The organism is Pseudomonas sp. 5Ae-yellow, assembly GCF_014077575.1.
In the GTDB taxonomy this organism is placed as follows: Bacteria; Pseudomonadota; Gammaproteobacteria; order Pseudomonadales; family Pseudomonadaceae; genus Halopseudomonas; species Halopseudomonas neustonica.
This window is the reverse complement of the sequence record NZ_JACGWE010000008.1, coordinates 61607-82855: the sequence shown is the minus strand read 5'-3', so window position 1 is coordinate 82855 and position 21249 is coordinate 61607. Positions and strand designations below refer to the sequence as shown.

Here is a 21249-nt window from a genome sequence, read left to right as displayed (position 1 = left end):
CGACGAGAGGACATCTGATATGGCCCAAGGCAGCCAACTGAGCGTCACGCTCAGCCTACCCCGGGATTTTCGGGTGTATGACGTTTTGCGTTTTTATCAACGTGATAATCAGCAACTGGCTGAAGTCGTGCAACAAACGACAGTTAGCAAAGCCACCTTGTATCAGGGCATACCGGCTGCCATGACAATCAACTTCAGCCATGGCGGCGTCGCCAGCATTAGCTGGAAGAGCGACAGACCCACTCCCCTAAGCCGCAATGATCTGGTGGCATGGGGTGAGCACATTCTAGGCCTGTCACAGCCAGTGGATGTATTCGCACAACGTTATGGCCAACACCCGCAGATCGGCCCTCTTATTGCTGCCACACCCGGATTGCGTATACCGCAAGCAATAACCCCTTTCGAGGCTGGCTGCTGGGCGATTATTGGCCAGATGATCAGCGTTGCAGCAGCGATATCGATACGCCGCAGGTTGATCCAACAGCATGGCGTGCCACACAGTGGCGGGCTTACTTGCCATCCGGATGCAGATATCCTCGCGGGTCTGTGCATTGAGCAACTGACCGCCTGTGGCTTATCGCAAAGCAAGGCCAAAAGCCTGTTATCGCTTGCGCAGGAAACCATCAATGACAACCTACCGCTTCGGCATTGGCGTTGCGCCGAGGATCTGGACCCCAAGGCGCTGGCAGCCAAACTACTGGCGCTGCGTGGCATCGGACCCTGGACAGTGAGCTATCTAATGCTGCGTGGTTTTGGTTTGCTTGACGGCTCGTTGCACGGTGACGTGGTCATTCGCAAGCGACTGCAAAGGCTGCTGGCACAAGCGGAAACCCCGGATCAGCGCCAAACCGCCGCCTGGCTGGCAGCATTCAGCCCTTACCGCGCGCTGGTCGGGGCGCATCTATGGGCAATGGCGGCAAGCGAAAAAGCGGTCGATTATTAAAAGACAAAAAAATCCCCCGCAAGCGGGGGAATAAGGAGCAACACAAAAACCAAAAAACTTACTGGGCAGTCCAGTCAATAAAAGCCTCGCGGCTCTGCGGGGAAAGCATCAGCCAAATCTGTTTGAGCGTCGATAGCGTTGCGGCGTCCGCTGGCAGGGTCTGAACGGGAGTAGCGGCCTGAGAGGGTGCAGGTACTGCAGCGACGCTATGAGCAGCCTGCTGCTGGCTGCCAAGCGGAGCGATAGCAGTGCCCGCGTCTGGCACAGCCACGCCACCGGAGCCCAGCATCTGTCCCAACAGAGATACGTAAGCAGGGCCCTTCTCTGTCGCGACGCGCTCTCCTGTCCGAGTGTTAACGGCGGCACCAGAGAAACTATTCTCCATGTCCTGGGCTTCCTTCAGGTTATTCGGCTCAGTAAATTCCAAGCGCCATACTTCGCCGGCGTTGCCGTCAATTTTGAAGGTAGCACTGCGAGTACGCACCACTTCGTGACTCAGACCACCACCGATGTCGTAGCCATTTTCAAAGTAAGCGTTAATACGATACTCACCAGGCTGAAGCAGCAGCTGGCGTGTCTTATTACCTACCATCGCGTTCGCTGCCGGAGCTGGCTGGCCATTTATATCCAGCACTTCCAGCGTATTGGGCATTTCTACCACGACCACCTGTGACACCGGCTGCTCGGCACCGGAATAAAGTTTAACAGGAGCCTGTTGAGCACAGGCTGATAGCAGCGCAGCGGCGGCGATACAAAGCAGATGACGCATGGGTTAAAACTCCTAGCACGAGTGAAGATAGCGTTTGATCAAGCCATGGCCATGATTAGGTGACCACTGGGCGACAAGATTAAGACCGTATCGTTTCACTTTAATGACAAAGCCGGGCTGCTTTTACAAACAGCCCGGCTTTGGGGAGTACTTCAATCCGTTAACTAATAACCAGATTAGAAGTCGTAACGCAGGCCTACAGACAAGCCAGAGGCGTCTTCATTGACAGTGCCACCTGGTGCAGCGGAACGACTTTGTGCCCAAGGAGTCAAGTTGACGTTCTCGTCGTTTGAAACCAGAGCGTAGTTAGCGTAGACGCGGACAGCCTTGTCGAGTTTGTGCTCAACACCAACAACCCACATATCGCTGTCAAAGTTGTCAGCATCTGAATCACGCGTCATCCACATACCTTTCAAAGCCGTGTTTTCAGCGACCTTAAATTCGGCACCCAGACCGTAAGTATCGGAAGACAGTTGATCTTGTACAGCGTCCGTTACTGCGTCGCTGGTGTAGTCAACAGTCTGATAGAAACCAACCGCTTTGAAGCCATCAGTAATCTTGTAAGCTGCTGCAACGCGGATACCGTCACGTTCGCCACGACCGGTGTCTTCTTCCGCAGACTCATAAGCCAAAGCCGCTTCCAAGGCAGAACCCGCGTAGTTCAATGAACCACTCATTACGCTTTCATCTGCGTCGGAATCAGCTTCCTCGCCTTCTTGAACAGAGTAACCCAGCTTGGCAAAGAAGCCGCTCATGTCGGGAGTGGTGTATTCAAGCGTGTTGTCATAACGCTCGTCGAAACGGGCATTACCCACACGGGTCAAGTTACGCATATCACCGACCTGATCGCCGAACAGGTTAGCGGGACCGCGAGCGCCTTTGAATGGGCTGTCAAAACGCCCCATACGAGCGCTACCGAAACCACCCTTCAGACCGACGAACGTATCGCGGGTATTGAGCGTGTTATCGCTATCAGTGCCGAAATTAATTTCCTGCTCAATCTGAAAGAAAGCAGTCAAGTTTGAGTTAATCTCATGATCACCTTTGAAACCCAGACGTGAAGCGTTGCTGGACAGGTTGGTCTCGGAGTAATCCGCACCGTCGTCCAGATAGTCCACGGATACATGTGCACGGCCATAGATGCTTACGTCAGCCATGGCAACAGCAGGAATGGCAGCTGCCAGGGCGGTAACGGCGAATCCGGCAAAATGCTTACGCAGTGTCATTGAGTCTTTCCTCATTAGTGTTTTTGCGTTGACAGTTAAACAACACATTTGGGCTGCCTTGCGGCTTGATGCCCGGTGTTGGAACGAATCTTGGCAGCGCCATATTTCAAATCAGTTGCGCAAAGATGAACATTCAGTGACAACGGAACTTTTTGGCGGGAACACAGACCTGAGGACGTTCGCTCAAACGGCGATCGAGGTGTCACGAGGAAAATCAGTAGGATAGAAAAGAAATGGAGACCAGGCTTTAACTGGTAACAAGGGCTCGACTCAAGCAGGCAACACAATATCCTGCGCGACCCAATCGTTGAGCAAGGCCAAACCATTAGCCAGAAAACCCTCATCGCAGACTAACCCGTTCTGGTCGGCCACGTAGCCAAGCAAGGCTGCTGGCGTCCCCGCCCGCTCTTGTAACCGGGTCAGCAGCTGGAAGGTAAAGCTGGTCAGTTGCATAAAGCGCACTTTATCGTTGCGATCACGCCAGACCAGCAGGCAGGTAGGCTGCGCGGGTGCTTCAGTCGGCTGATAATCTGGGCCTATGCGATGGACCGGCCATTGATAAGCGAGCGGCCAGGCCAACGGCGAGGCACTCAGGGTACTACTATACAGGTCGAGCACGCCGCCCTCTGGCGCCTTTACCGGCAACTCAGCGGTTGCGGTATCCAACGCCAGCTCGACCCACTCATAATGCGCCAGCTCCAGCATGTAGGGCGGATCATCGAGGTCCCTGATATAACTTTGCTGTAGCCAGGCAATAAACTCCTGACCAATTTCCAGAAAGTACGGTGAGCGGCACTGGTGCTGTGCGATAAAGCCGCTGACCAGTTGAGCCCAGCGCTCCGCCGATAGCAGGCTATGTAAAACCGGAAAGGTACCGCGAACAAAGCTCTCGATACTGTTGTAAAACAATCGTTCATAGACGGCGACACGATCAGCCGGTATTGCGTCGGGAATCGGCGCAGCCGATGGGTTACGTATACGTGCCGCAAAGTCGCGCTGGTGCTGTTCACTGCGACTAGCGCGGCTCATGCGCGCAAAATCCGGGGCGCAGCCACTGCCGTCTGCATCTCACGGATCTGCCCCAACTCAGCATATAACTCGGCTATCGGCGGAAAATTGAAGTCGCGCTCCAGCAACGTTGGGCGCACGCCATGCTCAGCATAAGCGAGTTGCAAAAGCTGCCATACCGGATCTATCACCGGTGCACCATGGCTATCAATTTTCAACCCTGGCTGCGCATCGTGATGACCGGCTATGTGCATATAGGCAATGCGTGCACTCGGCATTGCCCGGATAAACTGCTCGGCATCAGTGCCAAAATTAATGCTGTTTACCAATACATTGTTAACGTCCAGCAATAGCTGACAGTCGGCCTCCTGCAATACTGCGTTAACGAATGCTGTCTCATCCATATCACCTGGCAGGCAGGCATAAGCCGAGACGTTCTCGATGATCAGTGGCCGCTGCAACGCGTCTTCCACCTGATTGATACGCTCAGCGATACGCAGAACGTTGAATTCGCTGAAGGGAACCGGCATGAGGTCATAAAGCTGACCATCGTCGGCGCAAGCCGAAAGATGCTCGCTATAGACACTGATCTGATGCTCATCGAGGAAGCACTTGATATCGCGAAGTAGCCGCTGATCCAGGGGGGCCAAGCCGCCCAAATTCAATGACAACCCGTGGCAGGCAAAGGTATAGCGTTCAGTCAGCGCACGGAATTGGCGACCAAAGCGGCCACCGATATTGATCCAGTTTTCCGGCGCCACCTCAAGAAAGTCGGCACCGGCGTGCGAACTATCGGCGATCTCACCAAGCAGGCTGCGACGCAGACCGAGGCCTGCGCCACTAAGGCCGGAATGCTGAATTACAGTCATTGCTCAGTTACCGCAGGTGCCTTCACCGCACTTGCCTTCGGCTTCGCTTTTGCTTTCTTCCTTCTCCTCACCACAACTGCCTTCGCCGCACTTGCCTTCCATGTCACCTTCACCGTGGTTGTCAGCAACGTTATAGCCGCTCTGCAGCTCCTGCACAGCAAAAGGGTTTTCGGCAGCATTGACGCTGACACCAGCGCTTACCAAGGTGACACCCAAGGTCAGCATCGCAGTATTGAATTTATTCATGGCCAATCTCCGTCTTTTTGAATGAAGGCATTGAGTGCCTCCCTACTAAACTAGACCAGGCTGACCTGTCGCGGTTACAAAAGCAGGCTCTTTTTTGAAACCTGATATGAATCAACGCTCGTTATGGTCGTCTGATTGAGCCGCGCGCTGCTCGCTGATAGCTCTCAGCAAGTGCTCAAGATCGGGAAGTGGCGCTTCGGGCAGAGTACGTATTACGCGTTGGCTGATCCGCATTTGTCGGATAAACCGTCGACAGTGAAAACAGATAGCCAAATGCGTCCGCGCGGCTAATCGCTGTCTAAAACTCAAGCTGCCATCCAGAAGATCACTGGATTGAGCCACCAGTCCCTTGCACGTCAACATTCGCCCGTGTCCTCAAAATGTTCCAGTGTTGCAAAGACGCTCAAGCGCGCACGATGCAACAGTACTCGAACATTAGAGTGCGAAATTTCGAGCAGGTTACAGATCTCTTCCAGCTCCAGACACTGTCGATCGCGCAGCAGCAGGACACTGCATTGCAGCTCGGATAGACTGGTCAGGGTATGGTCCAGGCACTCGCGTAGCTCCTGCTCATCGAGCAGGGCTTCAGGGGAGTCGGTATGCCAGCCAAGCGGCGACTGTTGCCAGTGCCCATCAGCTTTGAAACGGTCAGCGCCTATGGTGCCATGCGGACCGGCAATATCGTCGATAAAAACTTCTCGTCGTTGCTTTTTCAGACGAGTTTTAGCGGCGTTGGCGGTAATGGTCAGCAGCCAGGTCTTCAGGCTCGCTCGGCCGGCGAAGCCATCAATATTACGCACGACCGATAGCCAGCTGTCCTGCACTACCTCGTCGGCACTGCTCATGCCGACGATGGCGATGGCTATGGCGCGCATCGCACCCTGGTAACGCTCAACCAAGACTTTATAAGCCGCCTGCTCGCCGCTTCGCAGGCGCGCCAGCAACAGATCTTCATCTGTCACTGGCGATCCCTCCGGTGCGACCGGCTATTAATGCTTGCGCACCACCACACTGCCGATCGAGTAACCCGCGCCGAAGGAGCAAATAACTCCGTGGCTACCAACGGGCAGATCCTGTTGATTCTGGTGGAAGGCAATAATAGAACCAGCTGAACTGGTGTTGGCATACTTATCAAGCACGACAGGTGCTTCTTCTGCACTTGGGTCACGACCCAGCAGCTTGCGCGCAATCAGCATGTTCATGTTCAGGTTGGCCTGGTGTAGCCAGAAACGCTTGATATCTTCGACTGATAGCCCCACTTCCTGCAGGTGGTTGCCAATCAGTTCGGCCACCATAGGGCAGACATCGCGGAACACCTTGCGACCATTCTGTACGAACAACTTGTCGGCCTTGCCGATACCCGACTCGTCAGCGCGGTTAAGAAAACCAAAGTTGTTGCGGATGTTATTAGAGAACTTGGTTAGCAGCTTGGTACCCAGGATCTCATAGGGATGCTCGCACACGGCCTGATCGGCACGCTCGATGACAACTGCAGTACAGGCGTCGCCAAAGATAAAGTGGCTGTCACGATCACGGAAGCTCATATGACCGGTACAGACTTCAGGGTTCACCATCAGTACCGCACGCGCCTGACCCAATTGCACGGCACTGGCTGCATTCTGAATACCAAAGGTGGCAGAAGAACAGGCAACGTTCATATCAAAACCAAAACCATCGATACCCAGTGCTTCCTGCACCTCTACGGCCAGTGCCGGATAGCCTCGCGGCAAATTGGAGCAAGCCACAATAACCGCATCGATATCAGCAGGTGTGCGACCTGCGGCCTCAAGCGCCTGGTGTGCAGCCTTGACGGCCATCTCGCAAAGCAGTGACTGCTCTTCGTTAGCGCGCTCAGGGATATCCGGCACCATGCGATTGATGTCCAGAATACCGCTTTTGTTCATCACATAGCGGCTCTTGATGCCAGAGGCCTTTTCGATAAACTCGGTGCTGGAACAGGCCAGCGCTTCTACCGTACCGGCCTCAATGGCTGCGGCGTTGTCTGCATTGAACTGCTCGACATACGCATTAAAACTTTCCACCAGCTCTTCGTTGCTGATGCTTTCTGTAGGGGTGTACAAACCTGTTCCGCTGATCACTACTTTGTGCACGGTCGGCCCTCTTTTCGTGTTATGAACGCGGTTTACCCAGCGCCAGTGCGCCAAGATCGGTAAACCACTCTCTATTTCCAACAGGCCTTCACAACGCTGCATGGTTTACCAATGCTGCGTAAATTCAACCTGAAATGCTATTTCACAAACAGTAAAATCATATGATTCGACAGCTGTTGCCGTAGATTTACCTTTTGCAGGCAGCAGACCTACCGGGGCAAGTGCTGTTCAAGCCAGCCGAGTACCAACGGAAAATGATCGACTTCCGCCTGCGGGTGAGTCAGCAGGTCGTTATGGCTGTAACGCCTGGAACAGCCCTGCCCTTTCTCCAGCAACACGATCTGCGCGTCATGTGGCCCCATCTCTCGGGCAAAATCACGCACATCACCAATATGTCCCTGCTGACGATCCGACTCGCCTGCGAGATACAATGCAGGCGGCCAATCCAGCTTATCTATGGCGCTAGCATAGTCGAAACCATCCTCAAGATCACGCCATTCGCCGCGCATCCAGGCCAGATTGGCGGCGTAGATCGCGGTTGATTCATCGGCCGTGCCAATCGCCAAGGCGCGACCCGGTATGACCCCGTTGATTTTACCTAGCAATGGCAACAGACGCTGCCAAACCCATCGGCTCGCTAATCGGGTCAGTCCGGAGCCATGCTGCTGCCTGCGTCTTACGCCAAAGTGTAATAAGCCGCTGATAGCGGGAAGGAGCTCAGGATGGCGTATCAAGGCACTCACCATCCACACTCCGCCCCAACCATGACCGACGCAAAACAGCGGACGCTCGGCATGGCGTGCTCTGATAAACGCCAGCACAGCGGGCAGATCCTGGCTGATTAGCGCTGACTGCGTCATCCCTTCGGTAGCATCGGCCAGCGCTGGCTGACTGGCCCCATGGCCGCGCAGATCAACCACATAGACAGTGTGACCAGCCGCGACCAAGGTACCCGCCAGCCCTTGATCAGTGCGCGGATGAAAAACACGACCGTCTTCCAGGGCACCGTGCACCAGTAACAGCACAGCGCCGGTGTTGTCGCTGCCAAAGCAACGCAGTTGTAGCTCTACGGAGTTGACCGTTAACGCGTGCGTCTCAATCACACTCTGCTCCACCTGAAATCCTTGTAGCGTTTTGTTGTTGCCGGCCAGTGTAACGGCCGCCTGCTTCTCAGGCTGTGATTTCGCGCCAAAGTTTCGCCAGGCGCTTTGCCGAAACCGGCATGCGCGTACCTAGCTGCTGGGCAAACAGCGACACCCGGTATTCTTCGAGCATCCAGCGCCACTCATCCAATCGCGCATCCCAGCGGCCTTCGCGGCGCATTTTCTCGGCTAGCGCCTGATACTGTTGCCAAAACCCCTGCAGTTCGTCGGTCCAGGCGCGATCACGCGGCACCTGGCCTGGCAGCTTGTCGAGGCGCTGCTCGATAGCACTCAAATAGCGTGGGTACTGCCCTAGCCACTCGGTGGGTACGGTACGGGCAAAACCGGGGTAGACCAGGTTCGCCAGCTGATCACGCACATCATTCATCGCCAGCGCATGAGCCAGTTCCACCTTGCCCTTGAAGCGCTTACGCAGGCCGTGCCACTGCTTGAGTATCCCCAACACTTGCTGCGCCAGTTGTTCAGCACTGGGGACCCAATCTGCCCGTTTTTGCTCAAGCAGTTCCTTGAGCCCCGCGGGGTCACGAGGCAGCTCTTCAGCGTCCGCGAGGAAGACCCGGTCAATCGCGCCGAGCAACACGTCATCGGTGAGCTGTTTCTGGGTGCCCAACTCGCGATAGTAGATAGCCGCATCCTTGAGCGCCTGGGTCTTCTGCCTTAGCAGCCGGGCCTGTTCCGGTAGTGCCTGCAATAACAGGCGCTGTATACCCAGGCGATGCTGCTGAGCGGCTATCTGAGGCACATCGAATAGCTTTTCAATCACCTCGTCGCCCTGCTCTACCCAGGCCGGATAAACATTGACTGCGATACCTGCCTGCTTACGGATCAAACTACCGGGTAAAGCGTAGGAACCGGGCGGCTGAGTATTTTCGTCGCGCGGCGAGGCGTCTTGATCGCTGCTGGACTCGGGCTCCATCGGTCGCCCTTCCAGCTCACCGCAAAGCGCACTGTAATCTCGGCCGCTGCAGATCACGCTACCGCTGGCGTCGACCACCTCAATACGCATGTTGAGGTGGTCTTCCAGCTCAATGTTATCCCAGCTCTGCTCATCCAATCGAACCCCGGTCATGCGGGTCAGCTCGCGGCCCAGTGCCTGGGTCAGACTGCCTTCAGCAAACGGCATGCGCTCAAGCGCTGCGCGCACAAAATCGGGCACCGGCACAAAGTTTTTGCGCAATGCCTTGGGCAAGCCGCGCACCAGCGCCACGCACTTATCAAAGATCAAGCCGGGCACCAGCCACTCCAGCCGGCTCTGCGGAATACGGCGTAACAACGAAGCCGGTATTTTGACCGTGACACCGTCTTCGCGATGGCCTGGCTCAAAGTGATAACTAAGTGGTAGCGCAACCGATTCCCAACGCAACACATCGGGATAGAGATCGGCACTGACCTCATCGGCCTCCCGTTGTAGCAGGTCCTCACGGGTCATGTGCAATAACGTGGGCTGCTGTTCTGCATTGCGTTTCAGCCAACGCTCGAAGCTCGCCAGTTGGACGGTATCGGCTGGTATATGCTGATCAAAAAAGCGGTACAGCGTCTCGTCATCCACTACGATGTCGCGTTTACGCGACTTGGCCTCAAGCGCATCCAGCTCACTGATGAGCTGCTGATTGGCCTTGTTGAATGCCGCCCGACCATGCCATTCACCACCCACCAGCGCATGGCGAATAAAGAGCTCGCGCGACACCACGGGATCGATCGGGCCGTAGTGAACTTTGCGCCGCGGGACAATAATTAGCCCATAAAGCGTCACTTGCTCAAAGGCGACTACCTGACCGCGTTTTTTCTCCCAGTGTGGTTCGCTGTAGCTGGTTTTCGTCAGGTGGGCTGCCAATGGCTCAATCCAGGCCGGATCAACCTTGGCTGCCAGGCGACCGTACAACCGTCGTGTCTCGGTCAATTCCGCCACCATGACCCACGCCGGTTTCTTCTTTGCCAGCGCAGATGACGGATGCAGCAGAAACCGCCGTTGCCGTGCCCCGAGGTAGTCCCCTTCTTCGGTCTTGTTACCGAGATGACTAAGCAGGCCGGACAACAGGGCCTTGTGAATCGACTCATGGCCTGCGGCCTGGGTGTTCTCCTTGAGCCCCAGGTCACGGCACGTCAGACGGATCTGCCGATGGGTTTCGCGCCACTCGCGCAGCCGCAAAAAGTTGAGAAAGTTGCGCCGACACCAACTACGCAATTGCCCCTGTGTCAGCGCCTGACGTTGCTGTTCGTGCCCTGCCCACAAGTTAAGAAAAGCGGCAAAGTCCGACACCTCATCGGCCCACTGCGTATGCGCCTGGTCTGCGGCCTGCTGCTTCTCCATTGGCCTTTCACGCGGGTCCTGAACCGACAGTGCACTGGCAATAACGGCAACTTCATGCAGACAGTCCTGCTGTGCGCCTTCGAGCAACATGCGCCCAATTCGCGGGTCCACCGGCAGTCGGGCCAATTGCCGACCCAGATGACTCATCGCACCAGCGCGATCCACCGCGCCCAACTCCTGCAGCAAGGTAAAACCATCGCTGATGGCGCGGCTATCCGGCGGTTCAATAAAGGGGAAATCTTCGATACGGCCCAGGCGCAGATGCAGCATCTGCAGTATCACCGACGCCAAATTGGTACGACGAATCTCCGGATCGGTGAAGGCTGGACGGCCGTTAAAGTCATCCTCGGCATACAAGCGCACACAAATCCCCGGAGCAACCCGGCCGCAGCGGCCCTTGCGCTGATTAGCGCTGGCTTGCGACACCGCTTCAATCGGCAACCGCTGTACTTTCGAGCGCGGGCTATAACGGCTGATACGCGCCTCACCCGGATCTATCACGTAGACGATGCCCGGCACCGTCAGGGAGGTTTCTGCGACGTTGGTGGCCAGCACGACACGGCGGCCAGCGTGGGAGGCAAAGATCTTCTGTTGCTCGGCTGCTGACAACCGCGCGTAGAGTGGCAAAATTTCCGTGTGTTTGAGGTTTGCCTTGCGCAGATAGTCAGCCGTATCGCGAATTTCGCGTTCGCCCGGCAGGAAGATCAGTACATCGCCGGGCGGCTGCCGCTGCGTACGTTCATGCTCATCAATTTCGCGTAGCGCGGAGACGATGCCCTGATCAATACTCAGGTCTTCTTCTACAACATTACCTTCTTCGTCCTGTTCCGCACTTAGCGGCCGATACCAGACGTCCACCGGAAAGGTTCGACCCGACACTTCAATCACTGGCGCGTTATCAAAATGCTGAGAGAAGCGTTCAAGGTCAATGGTTGCGGACGTAATGATCACTTTTAGATCAGGCCGCTTGGACAGAATAGTTTTCAGATACCCGAGCAGAAAGTCGATATTCAGGCTGCGTTCATGGGCTTCATCGATGATGATAGTGTCGTAACGATTAAGAAATCGATCATTCTGGGTCTCGGCGAGCAGGATACCGTCGGTCATCAGTTTGATCAGCGACTTTTCAGAGCTTTGATCGGTAAAGCGCACCTGAAAGCCCACCAGTTCACCCAGTGGCGTCGCCAGCTCATCAGCAATTCGGCTTGCCACGCTCCGTGCCGCCAGACGACGAGGTTGTGTGTGACCAATCAGCCCGCGCGTGCCACGGCCCAGCTCCAGACAGATCTTGGGTAACTGAGTAGTTTTACCCGAACCGGTTTCACCCGCGATGACGACCACCTGGTGCGCAGCAATGGCCGCTTTGATCTGCTCACGCTTATCGGCGATCGGCAAACTATCGACAAAACGAATGTTCGGAATACTCGCCTGACGCGCCTCCACCTTGGCAGCGGAGGCCTCAAACCGTTTGACCCAGTCGCTGCTGGCTTTTGCGTCCGCGCCCTCACCCAGCTTGCGATACTGCTGCTGCAAGCGGTTGCGGTCAGCCGCCATAACACGGGAAAAGTCGGGAGTACGAGTATCTGAGGCGGGCATGGAGCATCCTGTAGCATGAAAAAGCCCCGCCGGGCTCAGCCAGACGGGGCTTCATTGTCGCAAAAATACGACCACTATTGCAGGCGTTTAGCCTGCCAGTTTTTTCAACTCTTCGTCACGTAGTTCGCGGCGCAGAATCTTGCCAACGTTGGTGGTCGGCAAACTGTCGCGAAACTCGACAAACTTGGGTACTTTGTAGGCGGTCAGGTTACTGCGCATGTGTTCCTTGACCTCTGCTTCGCTCAGGTTGGTGCCCGCACTCTTGACCAGGAACACCTTGATGGCCTCGCCAGACTTCTCATCCGGCACGCCAATAGCGGCACACTGAGCAACACCTGGAATGGCTGCCATAACGTCTTCCAGCTCATTCGGATACACATTGAAACCCGAGACCAGAATCATGTCTTTCTTGCGGTCAACAATGCGCAGATAACCATCTTCCTGAATAATCGCAATATCGCCCGTCTTGAGCCAGCCATCAGCATCGAGGATTTCTTCGGTCGCTTCCTTACGCTGCCAGTAGCCCTTCATCACCTGCGGCCCCTTCACGCACAACTCACCGCGCTCACCGAGCGGCAGTTCGTTATTGTCTTCATCAATCACTTTGCACAGCGTAGACGGGACCGGGATACCAATAGTGCCCAAACGGATGTCGCTGATGGGATTGACCGTCGCAACCGGGCTGGTTTCCGTCATGCCAAAGCCTTCACACACCGGGCTGCCAGTCACTTCCTTCCAGCGCTCAGCGGTAGCCAGCTGCAGCGCCATGCCGCCAGACAGGGTGATTTTGAAGCCGGTAAAATCCAGCGCCCGAAACGCTGCGTTATTACACAGGCCAGCAAACAAGGTATTGAGACCCACAAAACCGGTAAAGCGATGCTGCGCCAGCTCTTTGACGAAGGCATCCATATCGCGGGGATTGGTAATCAGAATATTGTGGTTACCGCTGAGCATCATCGCCATGCAGTGAAAGGTAAAGGCGTAGATGTGATATAGCGGCAAGGGGCAAATAATCACCTCTTCGCCATCAATCATGTTGGCGCCCATCAGCGCCTTGGCCTGCAACATGTTGGCAACCAGATTGCGGTGGGTCAGCATGGCACCCTTGGCAACGCCGGTTGTGCCGCCAGTGTATTGCAGCACCGCCAGATCTTCGGCGCCAGGTGTGGACTCAGTAAACGAGAGGCTGCGGCCTTTCGACATGGCATCGTTGAATTTGACCATGCCGGGAATTGAGTATGCAGGCACCATCTTCTTGACGTGCTTGACCACGGTGTTTACCAGGAACCGTTTCAAAGGCGGCAGCATATCGCCCACTTCGGTAACGATGACCTTCTTTACGCCCGTTTTAGGCACTACCTCTTCCGCCAAATGAGCCATATTGGCCAGGCAAACCAAGGCTTTGGCACCCGAGTCGTTAAACTGATGCTCCATTTCCCGCGGTGTGTAAAGCGGGTTAGTGTTCACCACGACATAGCCAGCGCGCATAGCGCCAAAGACTACGACAGGATATTGCAGTACGTTTGGCATCTGTACAGCAATACGGTCACCAGGCTGCAGGCCGCTGTGCTTCTGCAGATAGGCTGCGAAATGACCAGAAAGGGTGTAAATCTCACCGTAGGTGAGCGTTTTGCCAAGATTGGTAAAAGCAGGCTTATTGGCGAAGCGTTCGCAGGACTCTTTGAGAACAGCCAGAATATTAGGGTACTGATCGGGATTGATTTCTGAGGAAACGCCCGCTGGATATTTATCTTTCCAGAAATTCTCAAGCATAAAAGCCCGCTCCTGAACGCAATCGGCATGAATTTGCCGCTGATGTCTTATGGTTTTAAGGTGCTTATAAGCACATTTCGCTGCAGATTTATAAAATATCCTTATATCTGCAATCGAGGCGTTCCGAAGACTATCAGCTTTTCCGGGGGCAGACCAGCACCCCCGAAAACGGCTCTAACACGCGGACTACGCGCTGTTGCGCGATTCGTGTGATTGACTGAGCAGTCACACGCCTGAGAAATTCTACTTCTCGTCGCGCAGCTCCCGGCGCAAAATTTTGCCCACTGCGGACATAGGCAGAGACTCTCTGATCTCGAAGTACTTGGGTACCTTGTAGCCTGTAAAGTTAGCCCGACAGTAGTCCTTCAACTCGTCAACGGTCAGGTCTTTTGAGTTTGCGACAACAAACAGCTTAACGGCTTCACCGGATTTTTCATCCGGCACACCCACAGCTGCAGCATTGGCTACTTTGGGATGGGCGGCTACGACGTCTTCAATTTCATTCGGATAAACGTTGAACCCCGATACAATGATCAAATCCTTGATGCGGTCAACAATGGATACAAAGCCGTCAGCATCAATGATTGCCACGTCGCCCGTATGGAACCAGCCGTCGGCATCCAGCACTTCCTCGGTTGCCTCAGGACGGTTCCAGTAGCCTTTCATCACCTGCGGCCCCTTCACGCAAAGCTCACCACGTTCGCCGATGTCCAGCTCACGACCTTCCTCATCTACTACCTTGAGCGCTGTACCTACGGCGGCAAGACCTACACTGCCAATACGTGCCAGGCCATCACCCGGGCTTGAGGTCACCACGGGCGAACACTCGGTCAAGCCATAACCCTCACCAATCTTGCAGCCGGTTTTCTTCTCCCAGCGCTCCGCTGTCGCCTTCACCAGCGCCGTGCCACCGGAGCCTGTGGTTTTAAGGTGCGAGAAGTCGATCTGGTCAAATTCCGGATGATCCATCAAGGCAACAAAGAGCGTATTCAAGCCAACAACTGAGGAGAACGGCCACTTTTTCAGTTCAGCAACAAAGCCGGGAATGTCCCGCGGATTGGTAATCAATACGTTGTGGTGCCCGGCGATCATCATGCACATGCAATTAACGGTAAAGGCAAAGATGTGGTAAAGCGGCAACGGAGCAATAACAACTTCACCTGCGTCGTTGCTGATCTTTTTGCCGTCGCTGCCAATTTGCTGCATGTTGGCATACACCTGCTGCATATTCGCGACCAGATTACCGTGCGTCAGCATGGCGCCCTTGGCCACACCCGTAGTACCGCCGGTATATTGCAGCACGGCAACGTCATCGAGCGTTTTGGTCACTGCAGAGGGGCTCTGGCCCTGGCACTGTTTCAACGCTTTCTTGAAGGATACTGCCTGGGGTAGTTGATAGTCAGGCACCATCTTTTTGACGTATTTAACTGCCGCATTAGTGATGATGCCCTTGAGGCCAGGCAGCATGTCACCAATACGTGCTTCAAAAAGAAATTCGATCTCGGTGTCGGGTAGTACTTCCTGCACCAGGTGTCCAAACACATTCATGAAGATCAACGCGCGCGCGCCCGAATCCTTGAACTGGTGGCGCATTTCGCGGGCTGTGTATAGAGGGTTAGTGTTAACCACGACCAACCCCGCGCGCATCGCACCATAAACGGCGATAGGAAACTGCAGCACATTAGGCATCTGGACTGCGATACGGTCGCCAGGCTGCAGGTTGGTATGTTGCTGCAGATAGGCGGCAAACGCAGCCGAATAGCGGTCGAGGTCAGCATAACTGAGCGTGACGCCCATATTGCTGAACGCCGGGCGGTCACCGTGCTTGGCACAGGCTTGCTGGAAGACATCAATGATTGATGAGTACTGGGCGGTATCAATCGTGGTTGGGACACCGTTAGGCCGTTTATCGTCCCAGAAGGATGCGTCCATTATTTTTATCCTCTTTCGCTTAGTGCATTTGTTATGAGCTGATCTGGCTAGCGACAAGCCCTGACTCGATTGTCTGAGTCAGTCGATTGCGCAAAGATTCTCAAAACTAACAGCTGACTCACCAAATACAAACTGCGGATGTGTTTCATTTGGTTTGTGAATATCACGCATCTCTCGCCCCGAACGCAGGCACTGGATTAACCTGTCAGGACCCAGAATAAAAAATCAGGACACCATCCATTATGGATTCCGCCAGCAGCTCAAGCAGTGTTAACACCCGCGATTTGAACATGATGCCGCAATGGCAACCTGCAGACCGGATTCGCGCCAATCTGATCATTTGCCACGGCATGGCAGAGCATGGTGCGCGCTATGCCAGGCTGGCCAAGGCTCTTACTCGCCAAGGCATTGCCGTTTACGCCCCCAACTTGCGTGGCCACGGGCCTGATGCAGCCAGCCAGCTGGGCCAGTTAGTGGGGGGCTGGGCGGCACTGGAAGCCGATCTACTGCATTGGGTCCAGTCAGTGCGTTCACTCTGCCCTGACACTCCGCTGATACTACTTGGGCACAGCATGGGCTCTTACCTGGCACAGGGTTTTCTGCTGCAGCATTCGGCATTGATCGATGCAGTCATCCTCAGTGGAAGCAATGCTCATCCGCCCGGGCTCAGCCGGGTTGGCCGCCTGGCGGCACGTATTGAGGGCTTGATGCGCGCGGATGGCGCTGCCGCTGAGACACTGGGCAAACTCAGCTTCGGTCAATTCAACAAGGCATTTACCCCAAATCGTACCGAATTCGACTGGCTTAGCCGCGATCCAGCCGAAGTGGATGCCTATATCAATGACCCCATGTGTGGCTTCACTCTGAGCGCTGACTACTGGCAGGAGCTGTTTTCAACCCTGCTGCGAATTGCCAATAGAGAGCAGTTGCAGCACATAAGACCCACCTTGCCGCTACTGATCATGGGTGGCGACGCAGATCCGGTCAGCGCCGGCCACGGCTTACGCAAATTACAACAACGCTTGCAGCAGGCACAGCTCAAAAAGGTAGAATTGCTGCTCTATCCGCAAGCCCGTCACGAGGTCTTTAACGAGATCAACCGGGATCAGGTTACCAGCGACATGCTGAGCTGGATAATGACCACTCTTTCACTCGACAGCCTAGGAAATCCTGCTGATGAAAATGCTTGAAAACCGCACCTACGACGAACTCAATGTGGGCGATAGCGTTCGTGTTGACCACCTGGTCAAAGAGCGCGACCTGATCCTGTTTGCCGAGGTGTCCGGCGATGTAAACCCGGTGCACCTGGACGAGGCTTTTGCGGCCAACACCCCCTTCAAGGGCCGTATCGCCCACGGTATGTTTTCCGGTGCGCTCATATCGGCAACCATCGCCTGCGAGCTGCCTGGCCCGGGCACTATCTATATCGGCCAGGAAATGAGCTTTCTGCGCCCGGTACGCCTGGACGACACCATCAGCATCGAGCTGGAAGTGCTCGAAAAGCTGCCGAAAAACCGGGTCAAAATCGCTACCCGCGTGTTCAACCAGGACGGCAAAAAGGTGGTTGACGGTGTGGCAACCGTCATGGCGCCAACCGAAAAAACAGCTATTCCTAAACCGGCACTTCCGCCTATCAGCTTTTAAGCTGGAAGCTGGAAGCTGGAAGCTGGAAGCTGGAAGCTGGAAGCTGGAAGCTGGAAGCTGGAAAGTCTTGGGGTTCAGAGACCTAGGGGCAACTGAGAGAGCCAAAATTAATTCCAGCCACTTCAGACTTTTAGCTTCAAGCTTCCAGCATTTGAGTAAATAGCGGCTGGCTATTTACTCAAATGTCGCATCCCGTCCTCTAAGCCCTGCAAGGTCAGCGGGTACATTTTGTCTTCGATCAGATCACGCATGATCTGGGTCGAGGTTGTGTACTCCCAGGCATCCTTGGGATACGGATTGATCCAGATAAGCTTTTTGTACTTCTCTTTAAAGCGCTGAATCCATACGTGACCGGCTTCCTCATTCCAGTGTTCAACACTGCCGCCAGGCTGGGTGATTTCGTAAGGTGCCATGGCAGCATCACCGACGAAGATCACTTTATAGTCAGGACCATACTTGTGCAGCAAATCAATGGTCGAGGTGCGCTCACTGGTGCGACGCATATTGTTCTTCCAAACTGATTCGTAAACACAGTTGTGGAAGTAATAGTATTCAAGGTGTTTGAACTCGGTTCTGCAGGCCGAAAACAACTCCTCGCACACCTTGATATGCGCATCCATAGAACCGCCGATATCAAACAACAAAAGCAGTTTGACCGCATTGCGGCGTTCCGGACGCATCTGAATATTCAGCAGCCCCGCATCCTTGGCGGTGTGATCAATGGTGCCGTCAATATCCAGCTCGTCTGCGGCGCCCTGGCGAGCAAACTTGCGCAGCCGTCGCAGTGCAACCTTGATATTGCGAGTACCCAGCTCAACCTGGTCGTCCAGATTCTTGTACTCGCGCTGATCCCACACCTTGGCTGCCCTGCCCTGGCGCTTGCCGGCGTCACCAACGCGAATGCCTTCGGGATTATAACCACCGGAGCCAAACGGACTGGTGCCGCCGGTTCCTACCCACTTGTTACCACCTTCATGCCGCTCTTTCTGCTCTTCGAGACGTTTCTTGAACTCCTCAATCAGCTTGTCGAGACCACCGAGAGACTCAATCTTGGCCTTTTCCTCGTCACTCAGCATGCGCTCGAACTCTTTGCGCAGCCAGTCATCCGGGATCATCGCCTCGATCAGTTGATCAAGGTTTTCCAGCCCCTTGAAGTAGGCGCCGAACGCACGGTCGAACTTGTCGAAATGACGCTCGTCCTTAACCATGACCGTACGCGCCAGATAGTAAAACTCGTCCATGTCGGCAAAAACGACGTGGTGCTTGAGCGCGTTGATCAGATCGAGCAGTTCGCGTACCGATACCGGCACCTTAGCTGCCCGCATTTCATTGAACAGGCCCAGTAACATGGGCACCTCCCAGTCGGGGAAACACAGTAAAAGTCAGCACGCGAGTTAAAACAGACAGGGCAATACAGCCTCTGCACCGCCCTTACCCTTGTTAGCAATAACTAGCTGCCATCTCGCGCACTATGGTCTTCGGTGTTTCCTTAGCGGTTTTGACGGCGGGTCATGAAGGCCAGACGTTCAAGTAGCTGCACGTCTTGCTCATTCTTGACCAGCGCCCCGTAAAGCGGAGGAATCGCCTTGGTGGGATCGCGGTCACGCAACACCGCTTCGGGGATCTGATCGGCCATCAACAACTTAAGCCAATCAACCAATTCAGAGGTAGAGGGCTTCTTCTTCAGGCCGGGCACCTTGCGCACGTCAAAGAAGATATCCATGGCCTCAGACAACAAATGCGTCTCGATCTTGGGGAAATGCACATCAACGATCTTCTTCATCGTGTCGCGATCAGGGAATGCGATGTAATGGAAGAAACAACGGCGCAGGAACGCATCCGGCAGCTCTTTTTCGTTGTTGGAGGTAATGATGATAATTGGACGTTTTTTAGCCTTGATCGTCTGATTGGTCTCGTAGACGTAGAACTCCATCTTGTCGAGCTCTTGCAGCAAGTCGTTCGGGAACTCGATATCGGCCTTGTCGATTTCATCGATCAGCAGAATGGCGCGCTCTTCAGACTCAAAGGCCTCCCAGAGCTTGCCCTTCTTGATGTAGTTGGCGACGTCGTGCACCTTGTCGACACCCAGCTGAGAATCACGCAAACGGCTGACCGCATCGTACTCGTACAAACCCTGATGCGCTTTGGTCGTGGACTTGATGTGCCAGGTAATCAGTTTGGCGCCCAAAGACTCTGCCAATTGCTCGGCGAGCATGGTCTTGCCCGTGCCAGGCTCACCCTTGATCAGCAGCGGACGTTCCAGGGTAATGGCAGCGTTAACTGCCAGTTTCAGGTCGTCGGTAGCGACGTAGGACTGAGTGCCTTCAAACTTCATCGGATATTCCTTGGGCCGAAGCCCGGTTAGACCAGGCAATACGTAGGAGAAATGTGATCTGAAACTATAGCGCGCAGGCAAATCAGCTGTAAACGCAGGTAGAGCATTCAAAATTTGAATGATATGGCGCCATCACTATAAGCAAGACCGCTTTAACGCTCGTCCTGAACCTGCTCAAAGCGCGCACTGAAGGCCTCGACAAAGGCGTTCCTGAGAATGCCGAGGAAGGCTTGAAAAGAGCTGACGTCAGCCTGCTCCACACTGCCGGATAGCTCGACACGGGTGGCAAACTGATCCAACTTTTGATTCTGCAGCACTTGCTGACTGCCGCCAACAAGCGCTTCCCAGATACCTCGAAACAGGCCTTTGTCCTCGTTCTGAAGGTCCTGCTTCATATCAAACACATCAACGTTGCGCAGCAGTGGTTTGACGTAGCCGCTGAGCTGACTGTCACGCACCTTGGCTTCAACCACCAGATCACCCGTACCATCTTTAAAGTCGAAGTTGCCGTAAGCAGAGGCAAAGTCGTTCAGACGAGGCAACTGCAGATCCGTCATGCGCAAACGAAAATCAAAATTCTGCATGCGCACCAGCGGGTCAAATTTGGCTGAGGCTTCAATTGGCGCCTGCCCGAGAAACAACCCCTTCCCCTCAGCGCTGGCGTCGCGCGAGCCCTCTTGCTGCTTGGCATTGGTCAAATTCAGAATCGTCAGATCAAGCTCATTCACATACAGGTTAACCGGCGGCTCAGAGTTGAAATTGCGGAAGGCGACCATGCCTTTATTGACATCGACTCGGTCAAGCAGCACAGGCAGAATCGACTGGACTTTTTCACGCCAGTCCACGCCTTTACCGGCCTGTTTCTGCTCATCGGTATCACCATCAACAAAGTTTAGCTGAGGTTCATTGAGTTCCATTTCGGCGACCAGAACACCATCACTCCAGAACGGACGCAGACGAATCTTGACGTTGGTTTCGGGTAACCGCAGGAAAGGCGCCTGAGTATTGCCATTTACCTTGATAATCTCGAGGCCTTGCATGCGGTATGCACCCCGCCACAGCACTATGTCTACGTCGTCAACGTGGCCACGGTAATCCCCCATACTGGCCATCTTCTGGTTAAGCACGTCCTTGACATAAACAGGCAGCAAAAAGTGCACCAGCAATAACAAGATTGCCAACAGCACGATAGGAATCAGCAGGTAACGCGTTTTTCGGTTCATTGCAGATTGACCTTATAGGCTAACGACAGTTCATCTCAATTGACGGATATTGCCCCCGGGCATAGGCTAAATGGCTTATCTATCGTTAGCCATGCTACCG

At 54.7% G+C, this 21249-nt stretch carries 18 protein-coding genes; 3 read left to right on the top strand and 15 right to left on the bottom strand.

Annotation, left to right across the window (positions count from 1 at the left end):
- Positions 1-19: 19 nt before the first annotated feature.
- Positions 20-943, top strand: a complete 924-nt coding sequence (locus tag H4J77_RS07330) for a DNA-3-methyladenine glycosylase (RefSeq protein ID WP_123890574.1) — start codon at positions 20-22, stop codon at positions 941-943.
- Positions 944-1001: 58 nt separating this feature from the next.
- Here H4J77_RS07330 and H4J77_RS07325 read toward each other — a convergent pair whose 3' ends face one another.
- The 12 genes from H4J77_RS07325 to H4J77_RS07270 all read right to left on the bottom strand — a co-directional run bounded on the left by H4J77_RS07325 (position 1002) and on the right by H4J77_RS07270 (position 15947).
- Positions 1002-1712, bottom strand: coding sequence for a DUF2057 family protein (locus H4J77_RS07325; RefSeq protein WP_123890575.1), 711 nt, complete (start codon positions 1710-1712; stop codon positions 1002-1004).
- A gap of 176 nt (positions 1713-1888) precedes the next feature.
- Entirely contained in the window at positions 1889-2938 is a 1050-nt protein-coding gene (locus tag H4J77_RS07320; protein WP_123890576.1) for a porin, read from the bottom strand.
- A 270-nt stretch (positions 2939-3208) separates the two neighbouring features.
- Complete coding sequence (locus H4J77_RS07315) at positions 3209-3967, bottom strand: DUF2063 domain-containing protein (protein ID WP_123890577.1); 759 nt, start codon at positions 3965-3967, stop codon at positions 3209-3211.
- Complete coding sequence (locus H4J77_RS07310) at positions 3964-4815, bottom strand: DUF692 domain-containing protein (RefSeq protein WP_220469292.1); 852 nt, start codon at positions 4813-4815, stop codon at positions 3964-3966. The genes H4J77_RS07315 and H4J77_RS07310 overlap by 4 nt, the downstream gene beginning before the upstream one ends.
- Positions 4816-4818: 3 nt before the next feature.
- Entirely contained in the window at positions 4819-5061 is a 243-nt protein-coding gene (locus H4J77_RS07305) for a hypothetical protein (protein ID WP_123890578.1), read from the bottom strand.
- A gap of 111 nt (positions 5062-5172) precedes the next feature.
- Positions 5173-5424 carry a zf-HC2 domain-containing protein gene (locus H4J77_RS19930; protein WP_123890579.1) on the bottom strand — a complete coding sequence of 84 codons (252 nt, stop codon included), beginning with the start codon at positions 5422-5424 and terminating at the stop codon, positions 5173-5175.
- A complete protein-coding gene (locus H4J77_RS07295) occupies positions 5418-6023 on the bottom strand; it encodes an RNA polymerase sigma factor (protein WP_123890580.1) in 606 nt (201 codons plus the stop codon). The genes H4J77_RS19930 and H4J77_RS07295 overlap by 7 nt, the downstream gene beginning before the upstream one ends.
- Before the next feature lie 27 nt (positions 6024-6050).
- Positions 6051-7172, bottom strand: a complete 1122-nt coding sequence (locus tag H4J77_RS07290) for a beta-ketoacyl-ACP synthase III (protein WP_123890581.1) — start codon at positions 7170-7172, stop codon at positions 6051-6053.
- A gap of 209 nt (positions 7173-7381) precedes the next feature.
- Entirely contained in the window at positions 7382-8275 is an 894-nt protein-coding gene (locus tag H4J77_RS07285; protein WP_158611290.1) for an alpha/beta fold hydrolase, read from the bottom strand.
- Positions 8276-8342: 67 nt separating this feature from the next.
- Positions 8343-12242, bottom strand: coding sequence for an ATP-dependent RNA helicase HrpA (hrpA, locus tag H4J77_RS07280; protein WP_182247777.1), 3900 nt, complete (start codon positions 12240-12242; stop codon positions 8343-8345).
- Positions 12243-12329: 87 nt separating this feature from the next.
- Positions 12330-14015 carry a long-chain-fatty-acid--CoA ligase FadD1 gene (fadD1, locus tag H4J77_RS07275; RefSeq protein ID WP_182247775.1) on the bottom strand — a complete coding sequence of 562 codons (1686 nt, stop codon included), beginning with the start codon at positions 14013-14015 and terminating at the stop codon, positions 12330-12332.
- A gap of 243 nt (positions 14016-14258) precedes the next feature.
- Positions 14259-15947 carry a long-chain-fatty-acid--CoA ligase gene (locus H4J77_RS07270; protein ID WP_123890585.1) on the bottom strand — a complete coding sequence of 563 codons (1689 nt, stop codon included), beginning with the start codon at positions 15945-15947 and terminating at the stop codon, positions 14259-14261.
- 242 nt (positions 15948-16189) lie between these two features.
- On the opposite strand from H4J77_RS07270, the gene H4J77_RS07265 reads away from it, so the two are divergent.
- Both H4J77_RS07265 and H4J77_RS07260 read left to right on the top strand, forming a co-directional pair.
- Positions 16190-17137: an alpha/beta fold hydrolase gene (locus H4J77_RS07265; RefSeq protein ID WP_182247773.1), complete on the top strand. Its 948-nt coding sequence runs from the start codon at positions 16190-16192 to the stop codon at positions 17135-17137.
- The gene (locus H4J77_RS07260; RefSeq protein ID WP_123890587.1) at positions 17124-17591 is read left to right on the top strand and encodes a MaoC/PaaZ C-terminal domain-containing protein; all 468 of its coding nucleotides are present in this window, start codon (positions 17124-17126) and stop codon (positions 17589-17591) included. Before H4J77_RS07265 ends, H4J77_RS07260 begins: the two co-directional genes overlap by 14 nt.
- Positions 17592-17761: 170 nt before the next feature.
- Here the strand turns inward: H4J77_RS07260 and H4J77_RS07255 are convergent, their stop codons facing one another.
- From H4J77_RS07255 to H4J77_RS07245, 3 genes are all read right to left on the bottom strand, one after another.
- A complete protein-coding gene (locus H4J77_RS07255; RefSeq protein ID WP_123890588.1) occupies positions 17762-18940 on the bottom strand; it encodes a VWA domain-containing protein in 1179 nt (392 codons plus the stop codon).
- 140 nt (positions 18941-19080) lie between these two features.
- Positions 19081-19926 carry a MoxR family ATPase gene (locus tag H4J77_RS07250; protein ID WP_123890589.1) on the bottom strand — a complete coding sequence of 282 codons (846 nt, stop codon included), beginning with the start codon at positions 19924-19926 and terminating at the stop codon, positions 19081-19083.
- Between the two features lie 152 nt (positions 19927-20078).
- Positions 20079-21149: a DUF748 domain-containing protein gene (locus H4J77_RS07245; RefSeq protein WP_182247771.1), complete on the bottom strand. Its 1071-nt coding sequence runs from the start codon at positions 21147-21149 to the stop codon at positions 20079-20081.
- Positions 21150-21249 lie beyond the last annotated feature (100 nt).

Excerpts from the sequence above, each read along its gene's own strand:
- H4J77_RS07330 (WP_123890574.1), top strand. The coding sequence starts at position 20 with ATGGCCCAAGGCAGCCAACTGAGCGTCACGCTCAGCCTACCCCGGGAT.
- H4J77_RS07325 (WP_123890575.1), bottom strand. The coding sequence starts at position 1,712 with ATGCGTCATCTGCTTTGTATCGCCGCCGCTGCGCTGCTATCAGCCTGT.
- H4J77_RS07320 (WP_123890576.1), bottom strand. The coding sequence starts at position 2,938 with ATGACACTGCGTAAGCATTTTGCCGGATTCGCCGTTACCGCCCTGGCA.
- H4J77_RS07315 (WP_123890577.1), bottom strand. The coding sequence starts at position 3,967 with ATGAGCCGCGCTAGTCGCAGTGAACAGCACCAGCGCGACTTTGCGGCA.
- H4J77_RS07310 (WP_220469292.1), bottom strand. The coding sequence starts at position 4,815 with ATGACTGTAATTCAGCATTCCGGCCTTAGTGGCGCAGGCCTCGGTCTG.
- H4J77_RS07305 (WP_123890578.1), bottom strand. The coding sequence starts at position 5,061 with ATGAATAAATTCAATACTGCGATGCTGACCTTGGGTGTCACCTTGGTA.
- H4J77_RS19930 (WP_123890579.1), bottom strand. The coding sequence starts at position 5,424 with ATGTTGACGTGCAAGGGACTGGTGGCTCAATCCAGTGATCTTCTGGAT.
- hrpA (WP_182247777.1), bottom strand. The coding sequence starts at position 12,242 with ATGCCCGCCTCAGATACTCGTACTCCCGACTTTTCCCGTGTTATGGCG.
- fadD1 (WP_182247775.1), bottom strand. The coding sequence starts at position 14,015 with ATGCTTGAGAATTTCTGGAAAGATAAATATCCAGCGGGCGTTTCCTCA.
- H4J77_RS07270 (WP_123890585.1), bottom strand. The coding sequence starts at position 15,947 with ATGGACGCATCCTTCTGGGACGATAAACGGCCTAACGGTGTCCCAACC.
- H4J77_RS07265 (WP_182247773.1), top strand. The coding sequence starts at position 16,190 with ATGGATTCCGCCAGCAGCTCAAGCAGTGTTAACACCCGCGATTTGAAC.
- H4J77_RS07260 (WP_123890587.1), top strand. The coding sequence starts at position 17,124 with ATGAAAATGCTTGAAAACCGCACCTACGACGAACTCAATGTGGGCGAT.
- H4J77_RS07255 (WP_123890588.1), bottom strand. The coding sequence starts at position 18,940 with ATGTTACTGGGCCTGTTCAATGAAATGCGGGCAGCTAAGGTGCCGGTA.
- H4J77_RS07250 (WP_123890589.1), bottom strand. The coding sequence starts at position 19,926 with ATGAAGTTTGAAGGCACTCAGTCCTACGTCGCTACCGACGACCTGAAA.
- H4J77_RS07245 (WP_182247771.1), bottom strand. The coding sequence starts at position 21,149 with ATGAACCGAAAAACGCGTTACCTGCTGATTCCTATCGTGCTGTTGGCA.